The following is a 20,187-nucleotide window of genomic DNA, read 5'->3' as shown; positions in this document are numbered from 1 at the left end:
CTGAACGGCTACTTCTCGCTCGGCCTGACCGACGCAGACCGTGTCAACCACGCCTTCGGGGGCGGTCTCCCGGAGGGTGCAATCGTCCTCGTCGAGGGCGTCGACGGCGCGGGAAAGTCGGTCCTGAGCCAGCGCATGGCCTACGGTATCGCTTCGGAAGACGCCTACGTCGGCTACGTCTCGACCGAATTGGCGGCTGGCGAGTTCGTCAAGCAGATGCACTCGCTCTCGTACGACGTGGTCGACCAGCTCCTCTCAGGGAAGGTACTGTTCCTCCACGCGGACGTGGACACGCACCGCGGGGGCGAGCGCCGCAAACTCCTCTCGCGGCTGACCCAGCCGAGCGTGCTCTGGCAGGGCGACGTCGTCGTAGTCGACGCGTTCAGTGCCTTCTTGCGCAACGACCCCGAGTTCGACGCCATCACCACCGCGGGCGACGAGGACCACAAGATGGAGTCGATCCTGACGTTCCTGCAGGGGATGACCCGTAAGGGGAAGACGGTCGTCCTGACCGTCGACCCCGAGGCCGTCACCGAGAAGGCGCTGACGCCGATTCGGAGCGTCGCGGACGTCTTCCTCCAGATAGACACCGAGACGGTCGGCCAGGACATCCGGCGCACCATCCGGGTTCGTCGGTACGCCAACATGCGCGACCCGGTCGACGACTCGATCGGGTTCAACGTCCAGCAGGGCCGTGGACTGACCATCGTGAACCGGACGGTGGCCTGAGATGGCGGAGTACGGCACCGCCAGGATGACGTCCGAACTCCAGGAGGCGGCGGCGGAGACGCACTACCTCCAGACGCACCTCGAAGAGTTCCACGATGAGTTCGGGGAGTACCCGTCGCTCGTCCCCGACCCGGGCGACTACAAGTCGAAGCGGCCGAACGTCTGTTACCAGGTCAGCGAGGACGTGTACGTCCACGTCTACGGCGACATCGGCATCGACACGCGCTACTACTGCATCGAGCCCCAGCTCACCGACGCCCAGCGGGACGTCTACGCGCGGGTCCGCCAGCGCATCCTCGACCGGTCCGTGACCCGGCCCGCACCATCGGCGAACGAGGAGTTCGAGGCACACCTCGACGACCTGCTCGACGAGGTCGTCTCCGTCGGCGGCGCCATCAGCGGGCTCGGTGGCTCGTTGCGGAGCAGTATCACGGTCGACCGGGGAACCTACGACGCCATCCGATACCACCTCCAACGCGACATCGTCGGCCTCGGCCCGCTCGACCCGGTCATGCAGGACCCGGAGAACGAGGACATCCACGTCATCGGGCCGCACCAGTGCGACATCGACCACGGGACGTACGGGATGGTCAACACGAACGTCGACTTCGGCTCCATCGACGCGTTCCAGAACTGGATTCGGAACATGGGCGAGCGGATGGACACCCCGGTCAGTGACTCCCATCCCATCATCGACTCGACGCTCCCCGACGGCTCGCGTATCAACATCATCTTCTCGGACGACGTCTCCGTCAAGGGGCCGTCGCTCACCATCCGCCAGGGTGAGGAGATTCCGCTCTCCATCTTCCAGATAACGAAGTGGGGGACGCTCTCGCCCGAACTGGGCGCGTACCTCTGGCTCTGTCTGGAGAACGAACAGACCGTGTTCGTCGTCGGCGAGACTGCGTCCGGGAAGACGACGACGCTCAACGCCTCGCTCTCGTTCATCCCGAGCGACGCGAAGATCTACACCGCGGAGGACACCGCGGAGGTCAAACCGCCCCACGACACCTGGCAGCAGCTGCTGACGCGTGAGGGCTCGGGTGACGACGGCGCGGACGTCGACATGTTCGACCTCGTCGCGGCCGCACTTCGTTCGCGCCCCGACTACATCATCGTGGGTGAGGTCCGTGGGGCGGAGGGACAGATGGCGTTCCAGGCGGCCCAGACGGGTCACCCGGTGATGCTCACGTTCCACGCGTCGGACATCGTCTCGATGATACAGCGGTTCACCGGCGCCCCCATCAACGTCCCCGAGACGTTCATGGACAACTGCGACGTTGCGCTGTTCCAGAACCGGGTCAAGCAGGGCGACAAGGTCCTGCGGCGAGTGACCAGCGTCCAGGAGATAGAGGGCTACTCCGACTACGAGGGTGGCGTCGTCACGCGGCAGGCGTTCAACTGGGACCCCCGCGAGGACAGCGTCGACTTCACCGGCCGGAACAACTCCTACGTCCTCGAAGAGCAGATCGCGGAACTGCTCGGCTACCAGGACACCCGGAAGATATACGACGAGCTCGACCGCCGCGCCAAGATAATCGAGCGCGCCATCGAGGCGGATATCCTCGGTTACCACGAGGTGAACGAGTTCATCGCCGACTACCAGCGCGACGGGCTCGAGGGAATCCCCATCGACACCGTCGGCCTCGACACGACCATCTGACTGTACAATGTCCACCGCGAGCCAACCCGGCGACGTGAACGCCCTGCTCTCCTCGATACGGGAGGCCTACCGGCGGATGGAGATGCCGGTCCAGACGTACCTGCTGGTCATCGTCTTCCCGACGGTCGTCTTCGCCGTCGGGAGCGTGGCCGCCGTGGTGGCGCTGTCGCTGCCGATGGTCGTCGGGGGACCGCTCGTCCTGCTCGGACTGTTCTCGGTGTTCGGCGCGCTCGTCTACCCGAAGGCGGTGCAGGACCGCCAGCGCAAGCAGGTCCGCCAGCGGTTCCACCTGTTCCTCACGCACATCACCGTCCTCTCGATGACGAACATCAACCGGGTCGAGATATTCCGGACGCTCGCGAGCGAGGAGGAGTACCAGGCGCTCGCCGAGGAGATGGGTTTCCTCGTCGCGCTGGTCGATACGTGGAACCAGAGCCTCGACGACGCCTGCCGGATGCGGGCCCGGCAGGTGAACTCGCCGCTCCTGTCGGACTTCCTCGAACGGCTGGCCTACACCATCGGGGGCGGCCAGGAGATAAGCGAGTTCCTCATCGACGAACAGGAGAGCATCATCCAGCAGTTCGTCATCCGGTACGAGGCGGACCTGAACAAGCTCGACGTGATGAAGGAGCTGTACCTGTCGATGATGCTTTCGACCGCGTTCGTCCTGGTGTTCTCCATCGTCCTGCCGGTCCTCATCGGTATCGACCCTTCGCTGGCGGTCGGTGGGGTCATCGGACTGTTCGTCGTCGTCCAGGGCGGATTCGTCTACGCCATCCACGCCATCTCTCCGTACGACCCGGTCTGGTACATCCGGGAGACCGCAGGCGACTTCCCGCTCCAGCGGGTCCGACTGTTCCTCGTGGTCGGAGGCGGCCTCTCGTTCGTCTCGTTCGTCGCGGTCGGAGCCATCCTGCTGGGCTACACGCCGCTGGCCAGCGACGTCCTCCCACTGCCGGTGATGGCGGCGATTCCGGTCACGCCGCTGGCCATCCCTGGCTGGCTCGTCCGGCACGAGGAGAAGAAGGTCAAGAACCGCGATAGCGAGTTCCCGAGCTTCATCCGGGCGCTCGGTGCGGTCGAGTCGGTCAAACAGACCTCGACCGGGAACGTGCTCGAGTCGCTCCGCAAGAAGGACTTCGGGGCACTCACCCACAACATCGACAACCTGTTCAAGCGGCTGAACGTCCGCATCGACTCGAAGCGGTCGTGGGACCTGTTCGCCGCCGAGACCGGCTCCTACCTCATCCAGAAGTTCGGCGACATGTACGTCGAAGGGCGGCACATGGGTGGTGACCCGAAGATGCTCGGACAGGTCATCTCTCGCAACCACGGCGAGGTCCAGAAGGTCCGCGAACAACGTCAGCAAGCGACGACGACCCTCATCGGCGTCCTATACGGACTGACGGCCGCGTCGGTCTTCTCGTTCTTCGTCGGGCTGGAGGTCGTCGAGCTGTTGATGCGCATCACGGCCGACATGGACCTCAGCGCCAGCCAGATGAGCTTCCTGCTGTCGACCGAGCAGTACGACATCGGCGTCATCGAGTTCCTGCTCATCCTCACCATCGTCCTCAACGCGCTCGTCTCGTCGATCATGATTCGCGTGACCGACCGCGGTCACATGATCAGCGGCTACGTGCACTTCGTGGCGCTGACGTGGACCGGTGCCATCACCGCCGAGATAACCCGATACGTCGTCGACGCACTCATCACGGTGTGACCCGGGTCTGCTGCCGATCCGCTGCAGTCGACTGGTTCACGCCCCGACTCAAGGTTCGATATCGGCCCAGTACTTAACCCGATACCGCGCTACCGTTGCGATAGGAGCGACCCCCCGATGACACTGACCACCGACAAACCGTATCTCGCCTCCGTCTCGCGGAGCCCCGCAGGGATGGCTGCGACGATGCAGTGGGCGCGGTACCTCGGGGAGACGTTCGGCATCAACGGCGCACTCAACAGTCTCCGGTACTACGAGGACCTCGGCTGGATATCCGACGATGTCCGCCGCGAGATGATCGCGTACATCCGCGGACTCTCGATAGCCGAGACTCACCACAAGAAGTACGACGAGCCGGAGACGCTCGACTATCCCCTCGAGTCGATGTCGGGGACGCCGTTCAGCACGCACGCACAGTCGCTGGAGTACGTCTCCAGAATCGCGGAGGCGGACCTGGAGGAGCACCTGATGCTCGCCCGGCTCGCCGAACAGCAGGTCGACAATGAACGCGAGGACGGGGGGCGACGGGAGGAAGCACTGGGCGCGATTGGCTACGACTGAGAGAATTAACATCTTTCAGATAATTTCCCATTTTGAGTCCCAATAGCCACCAGAGATATCCAGAGATTATTCCAACAGTATCAGCCATATAGAGACAATTTTCACGAGTTTAGGCATTCTTCGTTCACCGCCCAATACCGGCCACCACACTTATGTCATAGAACTGCGGTTGGCCGATTGACTTATTACGGAATCGTACAATGTACCCAATAGTATCCGGTCGGGACATCGAGGCTTCTGGTGGAGGCCTCTGTGGGGTGCCGACGGAGAAGGTCAGAAGGTGACGACATGTACGAGAAGCCAGATTCGCAGTCGGTCTTCAGTAGCCTTTCGGCTGCTGCATCCGACGGCAACGACGACGACGAACCGTACCAGCTTACCATCGGCTCCGCAGAGAAGGTCGACGAGAAAGCCGTCGAGCGCGAGCTCGACGAGATGCTCGCCTCCGTCGAGGAGGCGCTGCCGACGAACCACGCCGAGTTCAGCGAGGAGATCATCAAGGAGAACCTCGACGAGATCTTGCTGATGCTCATCTCGCTCCGTGGCGAGACCCACGGCAAGGAGCTAATCTCGGACCTGACCCGACTGTTCGGCGCACAGCTCAGTCCCGGCACCGTCTATCCGAGCCTGCACGACCTCGAAGACGAGGACGTGCTCCTGATGCACAAGAAGGTGCGCACGAAGGAGTACTCCATCGCCGACGAACCCGCGGTTCGCCAGACGGTCGAGCGCACGATGCTCCAGCACCTCGCGTTCGGTTACCTGCTCTACTCCTTCCTCCCGCGGCTCTAGCTATCGAGGTCCTCGGCGATGGACGCAAGACTATCGCTGGGTTTCTCCAGGGCGGCGTAGAACTCGCGGTCTCCCGGTGCCCGTAAGCCGTACTGGAACCCCTCCTCGATGACGTCGACCAGCACCGACCCGCCAGCGGAGCGGCCGTGTTTCTTGCACCACTCGGCGAGTCTGTTCTCACCATTGCGGTCGCGTGCAGCGTCGGGTGTGTCGAAGATACCGCTCACGACGAGTCCGTCGCTCGTGAGGTGTGACTCGAAGTGCGCGAACCGCTCCTTGCCGTCGAGGACGAACCGGACGGTCTCGCCTTCGGGGAAGGAATCTGCTTCGTCCGCGGGGAGTTCGATACGGAGTCGGTCCATCGCGCCGTGGCGCTGGAGTTTCGCTCGCACAGTGGGCACTGCGTCAGAAGAAACGCGGTCAGCCATACCTAACAGTGGACCGTCACGGTGGATGTACCTGTCGCTCGAAGCGTCGTCTCTGTAGAAGTTGTCGTGGGCCGCGGGCGCGCGCCGAGGGAGTGACCCTCAGGAGTCCTACGACGCGCCCGGGACGGACCCGTGGACCGTGGTTACTCTTCGTCTGCGTCTTCGTCGTCGCCGGCGAGGCCGAGGAGCTCCTCGACGGTCTCGTCGCCGACGGAGACGACCTTCGCGTTGACCTGGCTGGTCTCGTCGGAGATGACGCGACCGCGCAGGGTCAGGCGCTTGCGCTCGCCCGGACGGTCCGGCTTGTAGCCGACGGAGCGCTCCTTCATCAGGACCTCCTTGAGGTTCGGGCCAGCGATGTCCTTGCGCATCGGTCGGCCGGCGTCGTCGGAGCCGCCCGTGATCTCGAGCGTGCAGCCGTCGAGGCCGACGGCGGCGCCGTCGACCGTGTCGCCGATCTCCTTGTTGATGAATCGGTTCGCGTCCTGTTCCTCTGCTTCGAGCGCGTACGTCGCGCCCGTCTCGGGGTCCGCAACGACGACGTTGAAACTCGCCATAGTGAGTGAGAGTGGTCGGGCGTCGTTCAAAACTCCGTCGAATCCACCCCGAACGATAAGTCGCCCCACGAACAAAGGACCTCCATGGAACCCGGGCAACTCGAACTCCGCCTCGAGCGCGAGTTCGGCGGTGAGGCACACGTCGTGGTTCGGCAGGCGGTGGACCTGCGGGATTCGGGCAACTACCACCGAGACGCGGGCCACGAACTGACAGCGGAGGTGGTCGTGAACAACCTCCGCGATGCCCCGCGAGGGAACGCCACAGAGCGGTGGAACTGGTGGCTCGGGTCGCTCGCGCTCGCCTACGGCGACGAATACCAGCACTTCACGGTTCGTCAGAGTCCGCGAGAGAACGGGCAGTTCTGAACCGAGGCGGTTCTGCGGTGAGCGGAGGACCGGGCTTCGACACACCGCCGAAGCGACGAACGGAAACCGTTCCAGTCGCTAGCCGGGACCAGATGCAGTTACGCTTCCTCGGCGGTGCGGGCGAGATCGGCCGCAGCGCCGTCCTCGTCGACGAGTCGCTCCTCATCGACTTCGGGATGGCCTCGGGCAACCCGCCGCAGTACCCCGTCGAGACGCCCTCCCCGGACGCCGTCGTCGTCAGCCACGGCCACCTGGACCACGTCGGGGCGCTTCCGGCCCTCCTCTCTGGGTCGGAACGGCCGCCCATCCACTGGACGCCCCCGACGGCCGAGCTGGCGCAGGTGCTCGGGAAAGACACGCTGAAGCTGATGGGCGGGACCTACGACTGCCCGTTCACGGAGGCCGAACTCCGCCGCATGACGCAGGTCTCGGAGACGCACGGCTACGAGGAACCGTTCGAGGCCGCGGGCTACGAGGTGACGTTCTTCAACGCAGGTCACATCCCCGGCAGTGCCCACGTCCTCATCGACGACGGCGACACCCGGCTGCTCTACACCGGCGACTACCACACCGAACAGCAGCGCCTTCTGGCGGGGTCCAGCGCCCGCCCCGACGCCGACGTGGTCGTCACGGAGGCGACCTACGCCGACACCCACCGCGAGCCCCGCGCCGACATCGAGCAACGCTTCGCCGAGAGCCTCAAGTCGACGCTCTGGGAGGGCGGCACCGTCGTCGTTCCCGCGTTCGGCATCGGCCGCACGCAGGAGGTCATGTGCATCTGCGCCGCCCACGACGTGGAGTGCTACGTCGACGGGATGGGCACCCGGGTCGCCGAGGTCTTCCGTCGGTACCCCGAGTTCCTGCGCGACGGCGACGAACTCAAACACGCGATGGGCCACGCCCGGTTCGTCACCGGCGGCCGTGGCCAGAAGAAGCGCATCGCGAAGCAGAGCACCGTCATCGTGACGACCTCGGGGATGCTCCAGGGCGGTCCCGCGATGACCTACGTCCCGGAGATTCGCGACCACCCGGTGAACAAGATCGCCTTCACCGGCTACCAGGTCGAGGGGACGCCCGGACGAGAGCTGCTCGACCAGGGTCGCGCCGAGATCGACGGACGGGTGATGCCCGTCAGCGCCCGTACCGAACAGTACGACTTCTCGGCCCACGCGGACGCCGACGCCCTGCGGGAGTTCCTCGATTCGTACCGGGAGACGCCCATCCTCGTCAACCACGGCGACGACTGCGCCGGCTTCGCCGCCGAGCTTCGAGCGGACGGCTTCGAGGCGAGCGCGCCGGTGCTGGACGAGACGGTCGAGGTGTAGGGTCCCCACGGCTCGCGGGTCGGGGACGACTGCCGCCGTCCAAAGCTACTCCCAGCAGGCTGTCGAACCCCGCCACATGGAGTACACACGACTCGGCGACACCGGTCTCGAAGTCTCAAGGTTCTGCCTCGGCTGTATGAACTTCGGCACGGAACAGCCGTGGATGAACCACGACCGCGAGCAGTCGCTCGAGGTCATCGACCGTGCCAGAGAGCACGGCATCACCTTCTTCGATACGGCGAACGCCTATTCGACGGGCGAGAGCGAGGAGATCCTGGGCGAGGCGATCGCGGAGTACGACCGCTCTGCGCTCGCTATCGCGACGAAGGTCTACTTCCCGATGCGCGACGGGCCGAACGCCGGCGGGCTCTCGCGAAAGCACGTCCTCGACCAGGCACAGGCGAGCCTCGACCGGCTCGGAACGGACTACATCGACCTCTACCAGATTCACCGTTGGGACGACGAAACGCCCATCGAGGAGACGCTCTCGGCGCTCGACCACCTCGTCGAAGAAGGCGTCGTCCGGTACGTCGGCGCGAGCACGATGCCGGCCTGGAAGTTCATGAAGGCGCTTCACGCAGCAGACGTCGAGAACCGGGAGCGGTTCGTCTCGATGCAGTGTGAGTACAACCTCGTCGACCGGCACGAGGAGGCGAACGTCCTCCCGGCGTGTCGGGACCAGGACATCGGCGTCATCCCGTGGTCGCCGCTCGCAGGCGGGTTCCTCGCGGACAAGTACGAGCGCGGTGAGGACCCCGAATCGGGCCGGGCCGCGACGGACGAGTTCACCCGTAAGCGATTCAGCGAGGAGGGCTGGGCAGTCCTCGACGTGGTGCGCGAACTCGCCGACGAGAAGGACGCGACTCCGGCACAGGTCAGCCTCGCCTGGCTCTTGCACAAGGAGGTCGTCGACGCCCCCATCGTCGGCCCGCGGACCACCGACCAGCTCGACGACACCGTGAGGGCGCTCGACGTCGAACTCACCGACGACGAGATCGACCGCCTCGAGGCACCCGTCACCCCGGTCTGGAACCCCGACATCGGCGACGTCTGACGCCGCGAGAACTGCGCGACCGCCACACGCACGGGGAGGAATTATCTCGACGACGACCCTCACCTGCTGTATGGCCTTCGACCCCGACCGCGTCTCCACCGTCACGTTCGACTCCTACAGCACCATCGTCGACGTCGACGCCGCAGAGAAAGCGCTCGCGGCTCGCGTCGACGACCCCGAACCGGTCTCGCGGCTCTGGCGAGCTCGCTCGCTGGAGTACACCTTCGTCGGCAACCACATCGACGAGTACGCGCCGTTCTACGAGGTCAACCGCGACGCGCTCCAGTACGCGCTGGACGCCCACGGGGTCGACGTGAGCGAGGACGAGCGCGACGAGATTCTGTCGGTCTACCACGAGCTGGACGTCTTCGACGACGTGCGCGAGGGCATCGAGCGACTTCGTGACGGCGGCTACGACACCTACGTCGTCTCGAACGGGAACCCCGAGATGCTCGAGTCGATGGTCGACCACGCCGACATCGGCGACCTGCTCGACGGCGTGGTGAGCGCCGACGAGGTCGAGACCTACAAGCCCGATGCGGAGCTGTACCGCCACGCCGCGGCCCGAACCGGCACGCCCATCGACGCTATTGCCCACGTCACGGCGGCGTGGTTCGACGTGATGGGCGCCCGGCACGCCGGGATGCAGGGCGTCTGGGTCGACCGGAAGGGGAATCCGTGGGAGCCGTTCGACGGCGAGCCGGACCTGACCGTCGAGACGTTCTTCGAACTCGCCGAGGAACTGGGCGTCTGAGTCGTCTCTGCCCCCGTCCACGGAGCGTCAATCGAGCCGCGCCCGTACCGCGTCCGCGAACGTCCCCGCGGCCGCCGGCACCGTGTCGAAGAACAGCGACGGCTCGACCAGTTCGAGCTCGACGAGGACGAACGTGCCGTCGACGTCGACGCCGTCGACCCGGGCGTAGAGCGGCGTCTGGCCCAGTTCGTCGAGTGCAGCGTCGAACGCCTCGGTCGCCTGTCGGACCAGTGCGTCGCTCGGCTCGGCAGCGGCGTAGCTGCCGCCGTAGTGTTCGTGGACCCGGAACTCGCCGTCGCCGGGCTCTTTCAGGACCGCGTGAGAGTACTCGCCGTCGGCGAAGACGAACGACCACTCGCCCTCGGTTATCTCGGGGACGAACCGCTGGACGAGCAGGTCGGCGGTCGCCTGGAGCGAGTCGAACCGTTCCTGGTGAGAGTCGGCGCGCGACCGGTCGGTCCGCCAGGTGTCCGCGCCGCCGATGCTGACAGCGGGCTTGACGACCGCCTCGCGCCAGTCGTGCTCGTCCAGGACGGCCTCGAGGCTGCGCTGTTCGCTCCCGCGGACGTAGGCCGTCGGGACGGTCTCGACGCCACGGGCCTCGAGGTCTCGCAGGTAGAACTTGTGCGTGTTCCAGTGGATGGTGCTCGGCGCGTTGTAGAGGGGCACCTCGCGGTCGGCGAGCGAGTTGATCCAGCCCGAGAACGCCTCGACCTGCGTGTGGTAGTCCCAGCACGAGCGGACGACGACCGCGTCGTAATCGGTCCAGTCGACGCTCTCGTCGGTCCAGACGGCCGGGTCGACGGCCACGCCCCGGTCGGAGAGCGCGGCGGCGAATCGCTGGTCGGCGGCGGTCAACTCGGCGTACTCGGCGCTGGTTGCGAAGGCGACCCGGGTCATCGTTCGAGCCATCGAGAGCGAGCGAGATAACTCACACGGAGGGTGCAGAAAGCGTGTAGAAGTCGGAGACAGCTGAGAACGTGGGGACTGACGCCAGCCAGTCGGGAAGACGCGTCGGCAGCCACGGCGCGTGGTGAACCAGGCGCCTCGGCTCGACTACGCGTACCGGTTGATGAGGTCGGCCGTGAGCTCGAGGACCTCCTGCTGGACCTGTTCGGAGCGGCCGAAGTCGCCGCTCGCCTCGGCTTCGCCGATGTCTTCGATGTGGTCGATTATCTCGTCGACGTCGCGGCTGTGCAGGATGCGCCCCTCGGCGACCATCTCCTGGTCGACCGACAGCGGCGTGTTCGGGAAGAACGACACCGCGGGCTTGTCCATACAGGCCGCCTCGCGTGCCATCGTCCCGGACCCGGTCAGCATGCAGGTCCCGTGCCAGGCGAGTTCGAGACCGTCGAGGGCCTCGTCGGGCGTGTAGACCCGGTCGTCCGGGTACTCGTCTGCGTGCTCCTCGTCGCCGCGGCCGCGCGGCAGGTAGACGACGTTGTAGCCCAGGTCGACCAGCCGGTCGAGCAGGTCTGGGACGAGCGAGCGCTCCGTGTCGACGTAGGCCGCACCGAGGGCCTCCGGCCGGATGGTGACGAACTCGTCGAACGGGAGCTTGTCGGTGAACTCGGGGTCGGGCTCGAACTGGGCGACGTAGAGGTCCTCCTTGTAGCCGTCGTAGGTGTGGATGGACTCTGGGTCGGCGCCCCAGCGAGTGAGCTCTTCGACCTCGAAGGCGGCCGGGACGACGTTGTGGGTCGCCTGCGCCTCGAAGCGGTTGTAGAGCTTCTCGAAGGTCAGCCCCTCGATGTGGGCGGTGATGTCGTTGTCCGTGAAGTGGATCGACGGGATGCCGCGGGCCTTCGAGGCGAGGACGCACATCGCGTTCCGCGAGGAGAGCGAGACGTCCGCCTTCGGGGCCTGGATGGTGCACTGGCTCGTCCGGAGCGGGATGCCGATCTTCCGGAGGAACGTGTTGTCGAAGTCCCGACCGAGGACGTCGGCGTCCATGCCGAGTTCGCGGGTCAGGTCGACCGTCTCCGTCTTCTCCCGGACCGTCACGGTCGAGTCGATGCCGTCCAGGTTGGACAGCAGCGAGTGGAAGAAGAACGGATGGGACGGACTCACGAGGTCGACCCACACGTTCGCGGGCGGTGGCGATGCGTCTGTGTCGGAACTGCTGAAGGGGTTCATGATGCTCATAGTCGGACGAAGGTGGTCTCACTGCGCCACGTCTCGGGGTCGAGGATTGCCTTCGTGTCGATAACGACGCTGCCAGCCATCCGGGACCGGACCGACTCCGGCGAGAGGTCTGCGAACTGCGGGTGGTCGGTCGTCACCACGAGGGCGTCTGCGTCAGAGAGCGCGGCGTCCTCGTCGAGCACGTCGAAGACGGTGTCGTCGACGAACGGGTCGTGGACCTGGACCGTGGCGCCCGTCTCGGCCTGGAGCTCCTGGACGAAGCTCAGGCCAGGGCTCTCGCGCGTGTCCGCGACGCCGCCCTTGTAGGCGAGGCCGAAGACGGCGACGGTCTTGTCGTCGAGCGAGCCGAGTTCGTCCTCGAGCAGCCCGCGGACGTAGCCCGTCATGCTGTCGTTGACCTCGCGGGCGTGGGTGATGAGGTCGACCGAATCGGAGCCGTGGCCGAAGAACCACGGGTCGATGGGCAGGCAGTGGCCGCCGACCCCCGGTCCGGGCAGGTGGACGTTCACCCGCGGGTGCATGTTGGCGTGCTCGATGGCCTCGCGAGCGTCGATGTCGTAGTCGTGGGCGACCTTCGCCAGCTCGTTCGCCAGCGCGATGTTCGTGTCGCGGTAGGTGTTCTGGGCGAGCTTGACGAACTCGGCGACTGTGGGGTCGTCGGTCGTCGCGACCTCGCTCTCGACGAACGTCTCGTACAGCGCCTTCGCCCGCTCGGCGGACTTCCGGGTGACGCCGCCGACGATGCGGTCGTTGCCACGAAGTTCGCTGATGGTGTTTCCCGGCAGGACCGTCTCGGGGCTGAAGCAGAGGTCGTAGTCCTCACCGGCCGTCAGCCCGGAGCTGTCGAGAATCGGTCGGAGCGTGTCGGTCGTGGTCGTCGGCGGGACGGTCGATTCGAGGATGACGAGGTCGTCCTCGCGGAGCAGGTCGGCGATGGTCTCGCCGGCCGCCTCGACGAACGCGAGGTTCGCCTCCTTCGTCTCGTCGTCGAGCGGGGTCGGGACGCAGACGATGTGGACCTCGGCCGCCTTCGGCTCCGTGTCGACCACGAGCGAGCCGTCCTCGATGACGCCGCGGACGAGCTCGGTGAGGTCGTCCTCGTCGACGAACACCTCGCCGTTCCGGAGGGCCGAGACCTTGTCATCGTCGACGTCGAAGCCGTGGACCTCGTGGCCCGCGTCGGCGAGAATGGCGGCCGTCGGCAGGCCGATGTAGCCGAGGCCGTGGACGGTGACGGTCGTCATCGGGCGGTCACCCCCGTGACGGGCGCGACCTCACGGTCGAGGACGAGTTCGAGTATCTGGAGCGCGGCGTCGCCGTCGCCGAGCGGGTTGTCCCAGTCGCCCTCTTTCGCGTGCATCTCGCGGGCGGCCTCGACGATGGCGTCCGGGTCCACCCCGGCGAGCTGGTTCGCCCCGACGTCGACCGTCTCGGGTCGCTCCGTATTGTCGCGGAGGGTGACACAGGGCGTCCCGAGCACGCAGGCTTCCTCCTGGACGCCGCCGGAGTCGGTGAGGATTATCTCGGCGCGCGACTGCAGGTGGATGAAGTCGAGGTAGTCCTGTGCGTCGATGGTCCGGATGTTGTCCGGTACCGCAAGGTCGAACTCCTCGAGCATGTTCTCGGCTCGCGGGTGAACCGGGTAGACGAGTTCGATGCCGAGTTCGTCTGCCGCTCGACTCGCGCCCTGCAGGAGCGACTCGAAGCGGTCCTCGTCGTCGACGTTGCCGGCCCGGTGGGCCGTCAGCAGGCCGAAGCGCTGGTCTTCGAGCCCGAGCTCGGCGAGCACGGTGCTCTTCTCTGCGGCGATCTCCTGGTTCTGGAGGAGCGCGTCGACCACCGTGTTCCCGGTGACGTGGATGCGCTCGTCGTCGATTCCCTCGTCGAGCAGGATGATTCGCGACTCGTTGGTCGGCGCGAACAGGTAGTCCGCGACGTGGTCGGTGACGATGCGGTTGTGTTCTTCGGGCATCGAGCGGTCGTAGCTCCGGAGCCCGGCCTCGATGTGACCGATCTCGATGTCCATCTTGCTCGCGACCATCGCGCCGGCGACGACCGAGTTCGTGTCGCCCTGGACGAGGACGGCGTCGACGTCCTCGTCCTCCAGGACGGACTCGAGTTCGATCATCATCTCACCGGTCTGCGTGCCCGCCGGTTTCGAGCCGACACCGAGGTTGTAGTCCGGCGTCGGGAGTTCGAGCTGGTCGAAGAACACCTCGTCGAGCTCCTCGGAGTAGTGCTGGCCGGTGTGGACGAGCGTGTACGGCACGTCGTTCGCCTCGCACGCCTTCACGACCGGCGCGAGCTTGATTATCTCCGGCCGGGTCCCGAGGACGATGGCGAGTTTGGTCTCCGACATCAGCCTCGCACCCCCATCTCGTTCCCGGTCGGCTGGACGGCACCGGAGGGTGTCCGTCCGTCGAACCGACCATCCGTGACGGAGAGCGAGCGTGATTCACCGCCGCGGGTGACTGGCTGTGGCGTCATTTCGTCGTTCGACGCTTTCTCGACTGCCCCCTTATTACGTGACGACCGTTGAATCGACGAGGTACCGACTAAACCGGTATCCCCTGCTTTAACCGGTATGTAAGCCGGAGAGACCCACTCGTACCGCGTCTTCCCGCACAGTCACAGCCCCGAACCGCTCTGGCCGTCCCTCCGGAACGAAACGGTCGCAGAAACCGCCGATTCACGGCCTTATGCACCGATTAAACGCCCCGTAAGCCGTCGAAACGGTCGTTCGAGTCGACCCTTTCTCACGGAAACTATCTTTGCACTGTCAGTCGATTGTGGACATATGACAGCCCCGTTCGTCGTCGTCGGTGGAGACGCGGCCGGCCTCAGCGCCGCGAGCAAGTACACGCGCGAACAGCCCGAGCGTGAGGTGGTCGTCTTCGAGAAGGGAGAATGGATATCCTACTCGCACTGCGGGATGCCGTACTTCGTGAAGGGCGAGGTCGACAGCCTCGACGACCTGCTCTCGTTGTCGCCCGAGGAGGTCGAAGCGCGCGGCATCGACCTCCGGCGCAAGCACGAGGTCGTCGGAGTCGATACCGACGCGAAGACCGTCACGGTCCGGAAACGCGACGACACCGAGTTCGAACAGCCCTACGGCGACCTGCTCGTCGCGACCGGTGCCCGCGCGCTGACCGACCCCATCGACGGCGCGGAGCTCGACTGCGCCCTCACCATGCACGGCCTCGACTCGGCGGCCAAGACGCGGGCCGCGCTGCTCTCCCCCGACGCCGACGTCCTCGCCGACGTGGGTGGCGAACGGTACGTCGACACGAACGAGGTGAAGCGGTACGGGAAGCTCGAGCCCCCAGAGACCGTGGCCATCGTCGGCGGCGGCTACGTCGGCATCGAGATGGCCGAGGCGTTCGCCGCTCACGACCTCGATGTCCACCTGTTCCAGCGCGGCGAGCACGTCCTTCCGCCGTTCGGCGAACCGGTCGCAGAGCGCGTCGAGGACCACCTCCGCGAACAGGGCGTCACGCTCCACCTCGGGAGCGAGGTCTCGCGGCTCCGCGGTGATTCGGGTGGGAGAGTCGAGGCGGTCGAGTTCGACGGGAAGGCCATCAAGGTACAGCTCGCACTCGTCGGCATCGGCATCCGACCGAACACGCAGCTACTGGAGGGAACCAGCGTCGAGCTCGGCGATTCCGGTGCCGTCGCGGTCGACGACTTCGGTCGAACCAGCGTCGAGCACGTCTACGCCGCCGGCGACTGCGCCGAGATGCGCCACGCGGTCACTGGCGAACCGACCTGGGTCCCGCTCGGACTGACTGCGAACCGGGCCGGTCGGGCCATCGGCCAGACCGTCGCTGGCGACCCGGAACCGGTCGGCGACGTGGCTGGGACGGCCGTCGTCAAGGCGTTCGACCTGGAGTGCGGCAGGACGGGCATCACCGACCTGGACGAGGCTCGCGATGCCGGCTTCGACCCCGTCTCTGAGACCATCACCGACAGTTCCCGGTCGGGCTACTATCCCGGTGCGGCCGAAACGACCGTGACGCTGGTGGGTGACCGGGAGTCCGGTAACCTGCTCGGCGGAACCATCGTCGGGACGGACCGCGCCGCCATCCGCATCGACATCCTCGCGATGGCGCTGGAGCGCGGTGCGTCGGTCGCGGACCTCGAACGGGCCGACCTCGCCTACGCGCCCCCGTTCTCTCCGGTGTGGGATCCGGTATTGACGGCGGCGAAGGTGTTGCGAGGCGAGCTGTAGGCGGCCCGCTGTGCGTGCCCGCTCGTCTCCTTTAATCCCCTACGGCGCCTACTGCACTGCGGATGGTGACGATAGCAGAGTTCGCCTTCGAGCCGAATTCGTTACCGCTCAGTGTCATCTTCGATTCGTTCCCCGATGCGACCATCGAACTGGAACGTGTCGTCCCGACGGGTGACCGGCTCGTCCCCTACTTCTGGATTCGTAACGTGGACAAAGCGGACGTCACTGCGCTGTTCGACTCCAACTCGGACATCTCGAACGTGAAGCTCGTCGACGTCGTTGGCCCAGACGCCCTCATGCGAGCCGAGTGGGAGAAAGTAGCCGACCAGGGCGTCCTGAACGGAATATTCCACTCCGAGCTCTCGCTACTCTCGGCGACGGGGACCAGGGACGAGTGGCGATTCGACGTCCGGGCGGAGGCCCACGAGTCGATAGGTACCTTCCAGACGTATCTACAGCGAGAGGGCATCCCGGCCCGTCTCGGTGGCATCCACACCCTCGCTTCGGCCGGCGAAGAACGCGACTTCCTGACGGAGACGCAGCGAGAAGCGTTGCTCCTGGCGTTCGAACGTGGTTACTACGCGTCTCCGCGGGAGGTGACACTGGAAGAGATCGCGGCGGAACTGAGGATATCGCGGCAGGCTCTCGCCTCACGGCTCCGACGCGGGACGAATCGGCTCATCGCCCGGACAGTATCCGATTCCGACGGGACCGGCCCGTTCGACTCTTAAGGATGTTACATAGTAAACAGTCGGGCCTGATACTGGGTATCTCATACTGGGTGTAGAGATGGATGGATAAAACGGCAGGGACACGGACGGCGCCAGACCCATTCGGCAGCCACGACGACCGACTGATACGCGTCCTCCACGTCGACGACGATTCGCACATGGTGACACTCGTATCGACATTCCTGACGCGGGAGAGCGACAGTCTTGACGTCCATTCCGTGACGAGTGCCGAAGAGGGGTTGGCGTTGCTTCGCGAGCACCCGTTCGACTGCATCGTGAGCGACTACCAGATGCCCGAGATGGATGGACTGGAACTCCTCTCCGAGGTCCGCGAGTCGTCGCCCGACCTGCCGTTCATCCTCTTCACCGGGAAGGGGTCGGAGGAGATCGCCAGCGACGCGATCACTGCCGGCGTCTCCGACTACCTCCAGAAACGCGGTGGGAAGGACCAGTACGCACTCCTCGCGAACCGCATCGAGAACCTGGCCAAACAGTACCGGTCACAGCAGGCACTCGTCGAGCGCGAAGAGCGGTATCGACGGCTGACCGAAACAGCTCCGTTCGCCATCGTCACCGTCGACGACGAGGGTCTCGTCCAGTTCACGAATCCGGCCGTCGCGGAGATATTCGGCTATACGGAGGCGGAACTGATCGGTGGACCCCTGCTTCGACTGGTCGACGAACGCTCGGCCACCGCGTTCGAGGACGCACTCGACCGGCTTCTGACCGGTGGTTCCACGGGCGGGGCCGAGACCGAGACCGTGAGCTGGGAGGGGATAGCGGTCACGGGACGACACGCCGACGGTCGCGTGGTCGAATCGACCGTCGGATGTTTCGCGTTCGAACACGACGGCACCGTACAGGTGACCTTCGTCATCAGCGACGTCACCGACGAGGTTCGACGAGAGCACGAGTTCCGCGCCGTCTTCGAACGGGCGTTCGACGCCATGGTCATCGCGAACGACGAGGGGGAGTTCGTCGAGGTGAATCCCGCAGCATGCGAGCTGTTCGGGCTACCGGAGTCGGAACTGCTCGGTCGGTCGATACGGGGGTTCGCGAGTCCGGAGTTCGACTTCGAGGCCGAATGGGCGTCGTTCCAGGCCGCCGACCATGACCGCGGCCGGTTCGACCTCGTCCGGCCAGACGGGCAACGGCGGATCGTCGACTACGCCGCGACGCGGGAGATAGTCCCGGGGCGACACCTCTCGATACTCCGTGACGTCACCGACCAGCGTACCGACGCCTGACCGTGGACCGGCCGCCGCATCCCAGTTCTCCCCTTCAGTCGAACACGTACTCGACGCCGGTGAGCTCCACCGAGGTCTCCCACAGCCGTTCCGCGTCCTCCTGGTCGTACGACTCCGAACTCGACCGCTGGACCTCCGGGTACCCCCGCATGTTCATGAGTCCGCCCGGGCCGACGTACTCGCCGCCCTCGATTCCGGGCGCCGTCGCCGCGTAGAGCATCGGCAGCGCCCCCTTCGCGGCGGACTGCGCCAGCAGCGCGTTGGCCGCCTGCATCCCGAGCAGTCGCAGTCGCGACCCGGACTGCTCCGGCCCGCGGCGCTGGAGGTTCGTCGCGGCGTAGCCGGGGTGGCAGGCGACGCTCAGCACGTCCGAGATACCGGCGTCGCGGAGTCGTCTGTCGAGTTCGTAGGCGAAGAGGAGGTTCGCCAGTTTGCTCTGCGCGTAGGCGTCCCACTCGTCGTAGTCTCGCTCGCCGTGCAGGTCGTCGAAGTCCATCTCGCCGCGCTCGTGGAGCCCGCTTGACTGGGTGACGACGCGGGTCTCGCCCTCCGTCTCGCGGAGGATTCCGAGCAGATGGCCCGTCAGCGCGAAGTGGCCGAGGTGGTTGACGCCGAACTGCAGCTCGAAGCCGTCGGCCGTCTCCTGACGCGGGAGGGCCATCACGCCCGCGTTGTTGCAGAGGAGGTGGAGTTCGTCGTAGTCGGCCCGGAACTCGTCGGCGAACGTCTGGACCGAGGCGAGGTCCGCGAGGTCGCACTGGCGGACGTCGAGGTCGGCGTCGGGGTGGTCGGCGCGGATTTCCGTGGCGGCGTCCTCGCCCCGTTCGACGGTCCGGCAGGCCATGACGACCGTCGCTTCCTTCGCGGCGAGCGCCTTCGTCGCCTCGAAGCCGAGGCCGCTGTTCGCGCCCGTGATGACGGCCGTCTTGCCGGACTGGTCCGGGATATCGGCCATCGTCCATTTCGTCATGTCCGAGTGTTTGGTGCGAGTGTATGTCAAACGTCTGTTCGGAGGTATTCATAGAGAGTATTCTTCATGTGTTGGAGCGAAGGCGAATTGGTCAACTATTTATTATGAGGTCGTGTGAAATTCCCGAGGATGGCAATCAATGGGAACCGAAACTGTTGCGTTGTCGATACTGTTCACAGGCATCGAGATTTTTTAACAGCGGTAACAAAGAGCGCGACTAGTAAGCGGGATTTGGCTGCAAACCTCAGCGTCTCAGAGAAGACGATATATCGCCGGAGCCGCGAGCTTCGGGAAAACGGACTCGTTCATCGGACCAAGGATGGTTTCATACTTACAGAACTCGGTCAAAAGTGCATCGGTGCGTACCAAAATCTGGAACAGGTGACTGGTTTCTTTTCAGAATACACTCCTATTACTGAGAGTACCGTTTTTGGGCACGAACTGCCGAACTGGCTCATTTCGTCTGGAGAGATTACTCGTCCAGACAGCGGTACGATGAAAGAGTACGAAATTCTCCAGCGACGCTTCAAAGAAGCAGATTCAGTGTGTGGTGTAATCGGCGTCGCTCGATTGTCTCTCGCATCAGCGACGGATACCCTCCAGCGAGAACACGTCGATGCGTCTTTCGTAATCGGAGATACGATCTCCCAAAGCTACCGTAGAGAGTTGCTCCACGACTGCGAAGGAGAGGATTCCCCACGTCTGGAGTTGCTCGATTCGGAGCGAGATGGGGAGATCAACCTGCTCATCTTCGAGGGAGCAAGTTGCACTACGCTGTTGCTGTTCTACGACACTGGTGGCAACCTCCGATTCATATTCTTCGACGAGAGCAATTTCGCCTTCCAGTGGGCCAAGGACGTATATTCGAAACTTGCGGCTGAAACCGGCGAGAACTAGGTCAGCCCCACACTAAGACA

General features: G+C 65.2%; 20 protein-coding genes and 1 pseudogene. 13 read left to right on the top strand and 8 right to left on the bottom strand.

The features are described 5' to 3' along the window. The 5 genes from arlH to ACSC1Y_RS09930 all read left to right on the top strand — a co-directional run bounded on the left by arlH (position 1) and on the right by ACSC1Y_RS09930 (position 5,465). Positions 1-729 carry an archaellum protein ArlH gene (arlH, locus tag ACSC1Y_RS09950; protein WP_435335158.1) on the top strand — a complete coding sequence of 243 codons (729 nt, stop codon included), beginning with the start codon at positions 1-3 and terminating at the stop codon, positions 727-729. 1 nt (position 730) lies between these two features. Then, the gene (flaI, locus tag ACSC1Y_RS09945) at positions 731-2,392 is read left to right on the top strand and encodes an archaellum flagellar ATPase motor FlaI (RefSeq protein WP_435334691.1); all 1,662 of its coding nucleotides are present in this window, start codon (positions 731-733) and stop codon (positions 2,390-2,392) included. Positions 2,393-2,399: 7 nt separating this feature from the next. Then, positions 2,400-4,112, top strand: coding sequence for an archaellar assembly protein ArlJ/FlaJ (gene arlJ / locus ACSC1Y_RS09940; protein ID WP_435334690.1), 1,713 nt, complete (start codon positions 2,400-2,402; stop codon positions 4,110-4,112). 117 nt (positions 4,113-4,229) lie between these two features. Beyond that, positions 4,230-4,673 (top strand): FlaD/FlaE family flagellar protein, encoded by a 444-nt coding sequence (locus ACSC1Y_RS09935; protein ID WP_435334689.1) that lies wholly within the window; start codon positions 4,230-4,232, stop codon positions 4,671-4,673. A 288-nt stretch (positions 4,674-4,961) separates the two neighbouring features. Then, positions 4,962-5,465: a PadR family transcriptional regulator gene (locus ACSC1Y_RS09930; protein WP_435334688.1), complete on the top strand. Its 504-nt coding sequence runs from the start codon at positions 4,962-4,964 to the stop codon at positions 5,463-5,465. Here ACSC1Y_RS09930 and ACSC1Y_RS09925 read toward each other — a convergent pair. Together ACSC1Y_RS09925 and ACSC1Y_RS09920 are read right to left on the bottom strand one after the other, a co-directional pair. Next, the gene (locus ACSC1Y_RS09925; protein WP_435334687.1) at positions 5,462-5,893 is read right to left on the bottom strand and encodes a DUF7112 family protein; all 432 of its coding nucleotides are present in this window, start codon (positions 5,891-5,893) and stop codon (positions 5,462-5,464) included. The genes ACSC1Y_RS09930 and ACSC1Y_RS09925 overlap by 4 nt on opposite strands. Before the next feature lie 143 nt (positions 5,894-6,036). Beyond that, on the bottom strand, positions 6,037-6,450 hold the full coding sequence (locus ACSC1Y_RS09920; RefSeq protein ID WP_435334686.1) for a 30S ribosomal protein S6e: 414 nt from the start codon (positions 6,448-6,450) through the stop codon (positions 6,037-6,039). Between the two features lie 72 nt (positions 6,451-6,522). Between ACSC1Y_RS09920 and ACSC1Y_RS09915 the strand changes: the two are divergent. From ACSC1Y_RS09915 to ACSC1Y_RS09900, 4 genes and pseudogenes are all read left to right on the top strand, one after another. Then, positions 6,523-6,816 (top strand): annotated as a pseudogene (locus ACSC1Y_RS09915) (WNWW family protein); the annotation flags it as partial. Positions 6,817-6,908: 92 nt separating this feature from the next. Beyond that, the gene (locus tag ACSC1Y_RS09910; protein ID WP_435334684.1) at positions 6,909-8,141 is read left to right on the top strand and encodes an MBL fold metallo-hydrolase; all 1,233 of its coding nucleotides are present in this window, start codon (positions 6,909-6,911) and stop codon (positions 8,139-8,141) included. Between the two features lie 76 nt (positions 8,142-8,217). Then, positions 8,218-9,195 carry an aldo/keto reductase gene (locus ACSC1Y_RS09905; RefSeq protein ID WP_435334683.1) on the top strand — a complete coding sequence of 326 codons (978 nt, stop codon included), beginning with the start codon at positions 8,218-8,220 and terminating at the stop codon, positions 9,193-9,195. 70 nt (positions 9,196-9,265) lie between these two features. Then, positions 9,266-9,949, top strand: a complete 684-nt coding sequence (locus ACSC1Y_RS09900; protein ID WP_435334682.1) for a haloacid dehalogenase type II — start codon at positions 9,266-9,268, stop codon at positions 9,947-9,949. A 27-nt stretch (positions 9,950-9,976) separates the two neighbouring features. On the opposite strand, the gene ACSC1Y_RS09895 is transcribed toward ACSC1Y_RS09900, so the two are convergent. From ACSC1Y_RS09895 to ACSC1Y_RS09875, 5 genes are all read right to left on the bottom strand, one after another. Then, positions 9,977-10,849 (bottom strand): ATP-grasp domain-containing protein, encoded by an 873-nt coding sequence (locus tag ACSC1Y_RS09895; protein ID WP_435334681.1) that lies wholly within the window; start codon positions 10,847-10,849, stop codon positions 9,977-9,979. A 156-nt stretch (positions 10,850-11,005) separates the two neighbouring features. Beyond that, positions 11,006-12,085 carry a DUF354 domain-containing protein gene (locus ACSC1Y_RS09890; RefSeq protein WP_435334680.1) on the bottom strand — a complete coding sequence of 360 codons (1,080 nt, stop codon included), beginning with the start codon at positions 12,083-12,085 and terminating at the stop codon, positions 11,006-11,008. Positions 12,086-12,090: 5 nt separating this feature from the next. Then, a complete protein-coding gene (locus ACSC1Y_RS09885) occupies positions 12,091-13,338 on the bottom strand; it encodes a nucleotide sugar dehydrogenase (RefSeq protein WP_435334679.1) in 1,248 nt (415 codons plus the stop codon). Further along, positions 13,335-14,453 (bottom strand): non-hydrolyzing UDP-N-acetylglucosamine 2-epimerase, encoded by a 1,119-nt coding sequence (wecB, locus tag ACSC1Y_RS09880; RefSeq protein ID WP_435334678.1) that lies wholly within the window; start codon positions 14,451-14,453, stop codon positions 13,335-13,337. The genes ACSC1Y_RS09885 and wecB overlap by 4 nt, the downstream gene beginning before the upstream one ends. Further along, complete coding sequence (locus tag ACSC1Y_RS09875; protein WP_435334677.1) at positions 14,453-14,581, bottom strand: hypothetical protein; 129 nt, start codon at positions 14,579-14,581, stop codon at positions 14,453-14,455. The genes wecB and ACSC1Y_RS09875 overlap by 1 nt, the downstream gene beginning before the upstream one ends. Positions 14,582-14,891: 310 nt before the next feature. Between ACSC1Y_RS09875 and ACSC1Y_RS09870 the strand changes: the two genes are divergently transcribed. The 3 genes from ACSC1Y_RS09870 (at position 14,892) to ACSC1Y_RS09860 (ending at position 18,300) form a co-directional block, all read left to right on the top strand. Beyond that, complete coding sequence (locus ACSC1Y_RS09870; protein ID WP_435334676.1) at positions 14,892-16,322, top strand: FAD-dependent oxidoreductase; 1,431 nt, start codon at positions 14,892-14,894, stop codon at positions 16,320-16,322. Positions 16,323-16,384: 62 nt separating this feature from the next. After that, on the top strand, positions 16,385-17,053 hold the full coding sequence (locus ACSC1Y_RS09865; protein WP_435334675.1) for a helix-turn-helix domain-containing protein: 669 nt from the start codon (positions 16,385-16,387) through the stop codon (positions 17,051-17,053). A gap of 62 nt (positions 17,054-17,115) precedes the next feature. Further along, positions 17,116-18,300, top strand: a complete 1,185-nt coding sequence (locus ACSC1Y_RS09860; RefSeq protein WP_435334674.1) for a PAS domain S-box protein — start codon at positions 17,116-17,118, stop codon at positions 18,298-18,300. A gap of 34 nt (positions 18,301-18,334) precedes the next feature. Here the strand turns inward: ACSC1Y_RS09860 and ACSC1Y_RS09855 are convergent, their stop codons facing one another. Beyond that, positions 18,335-19,270 carry an oxidoreductase gene (locus tag ACSC1Y_RS09855; RefSeq protein ID WP_435334673.1) on the bottom strand — a complete coding sequence of 312 codons (936 nt, stop codon included), beginning with the start codon at positions 19,268-19,270 and terminating at the stop codon, positions 18,335-18,337. Between the two features lie 129 nt (positions 19,271-19,399). On the opposite strand from ACSC1Y_RS09855, the gene ACSC1Y_RS09850 reads away from it, so the two are divergent. Then, positions 19,400-20,167, top strand: a complete 768-nt coding sequence (locus ACSC1Y_RS09850; RefSeq protein WP_435334672.1) for a hypothetical protein — start codon at positions 19,400-19,402, stop codon at positions 20,165-20,167. The last annotated feature ends 20 nt before the right edge of the window (positions 20,168-20,187 follow it).

Origin of the sequence: Haloarchaeobius lipolyticus, assembly GCF_051208015.1 — an archaeon.
Lineage (GTDB): Archaea > Halobacteriota > Halobacteria > Halobacteriales > Natrialbaceae > Haloarchaeobius.
This window is presented reverse-complemented; position numbering and strand designations above follow the sequence as displayed.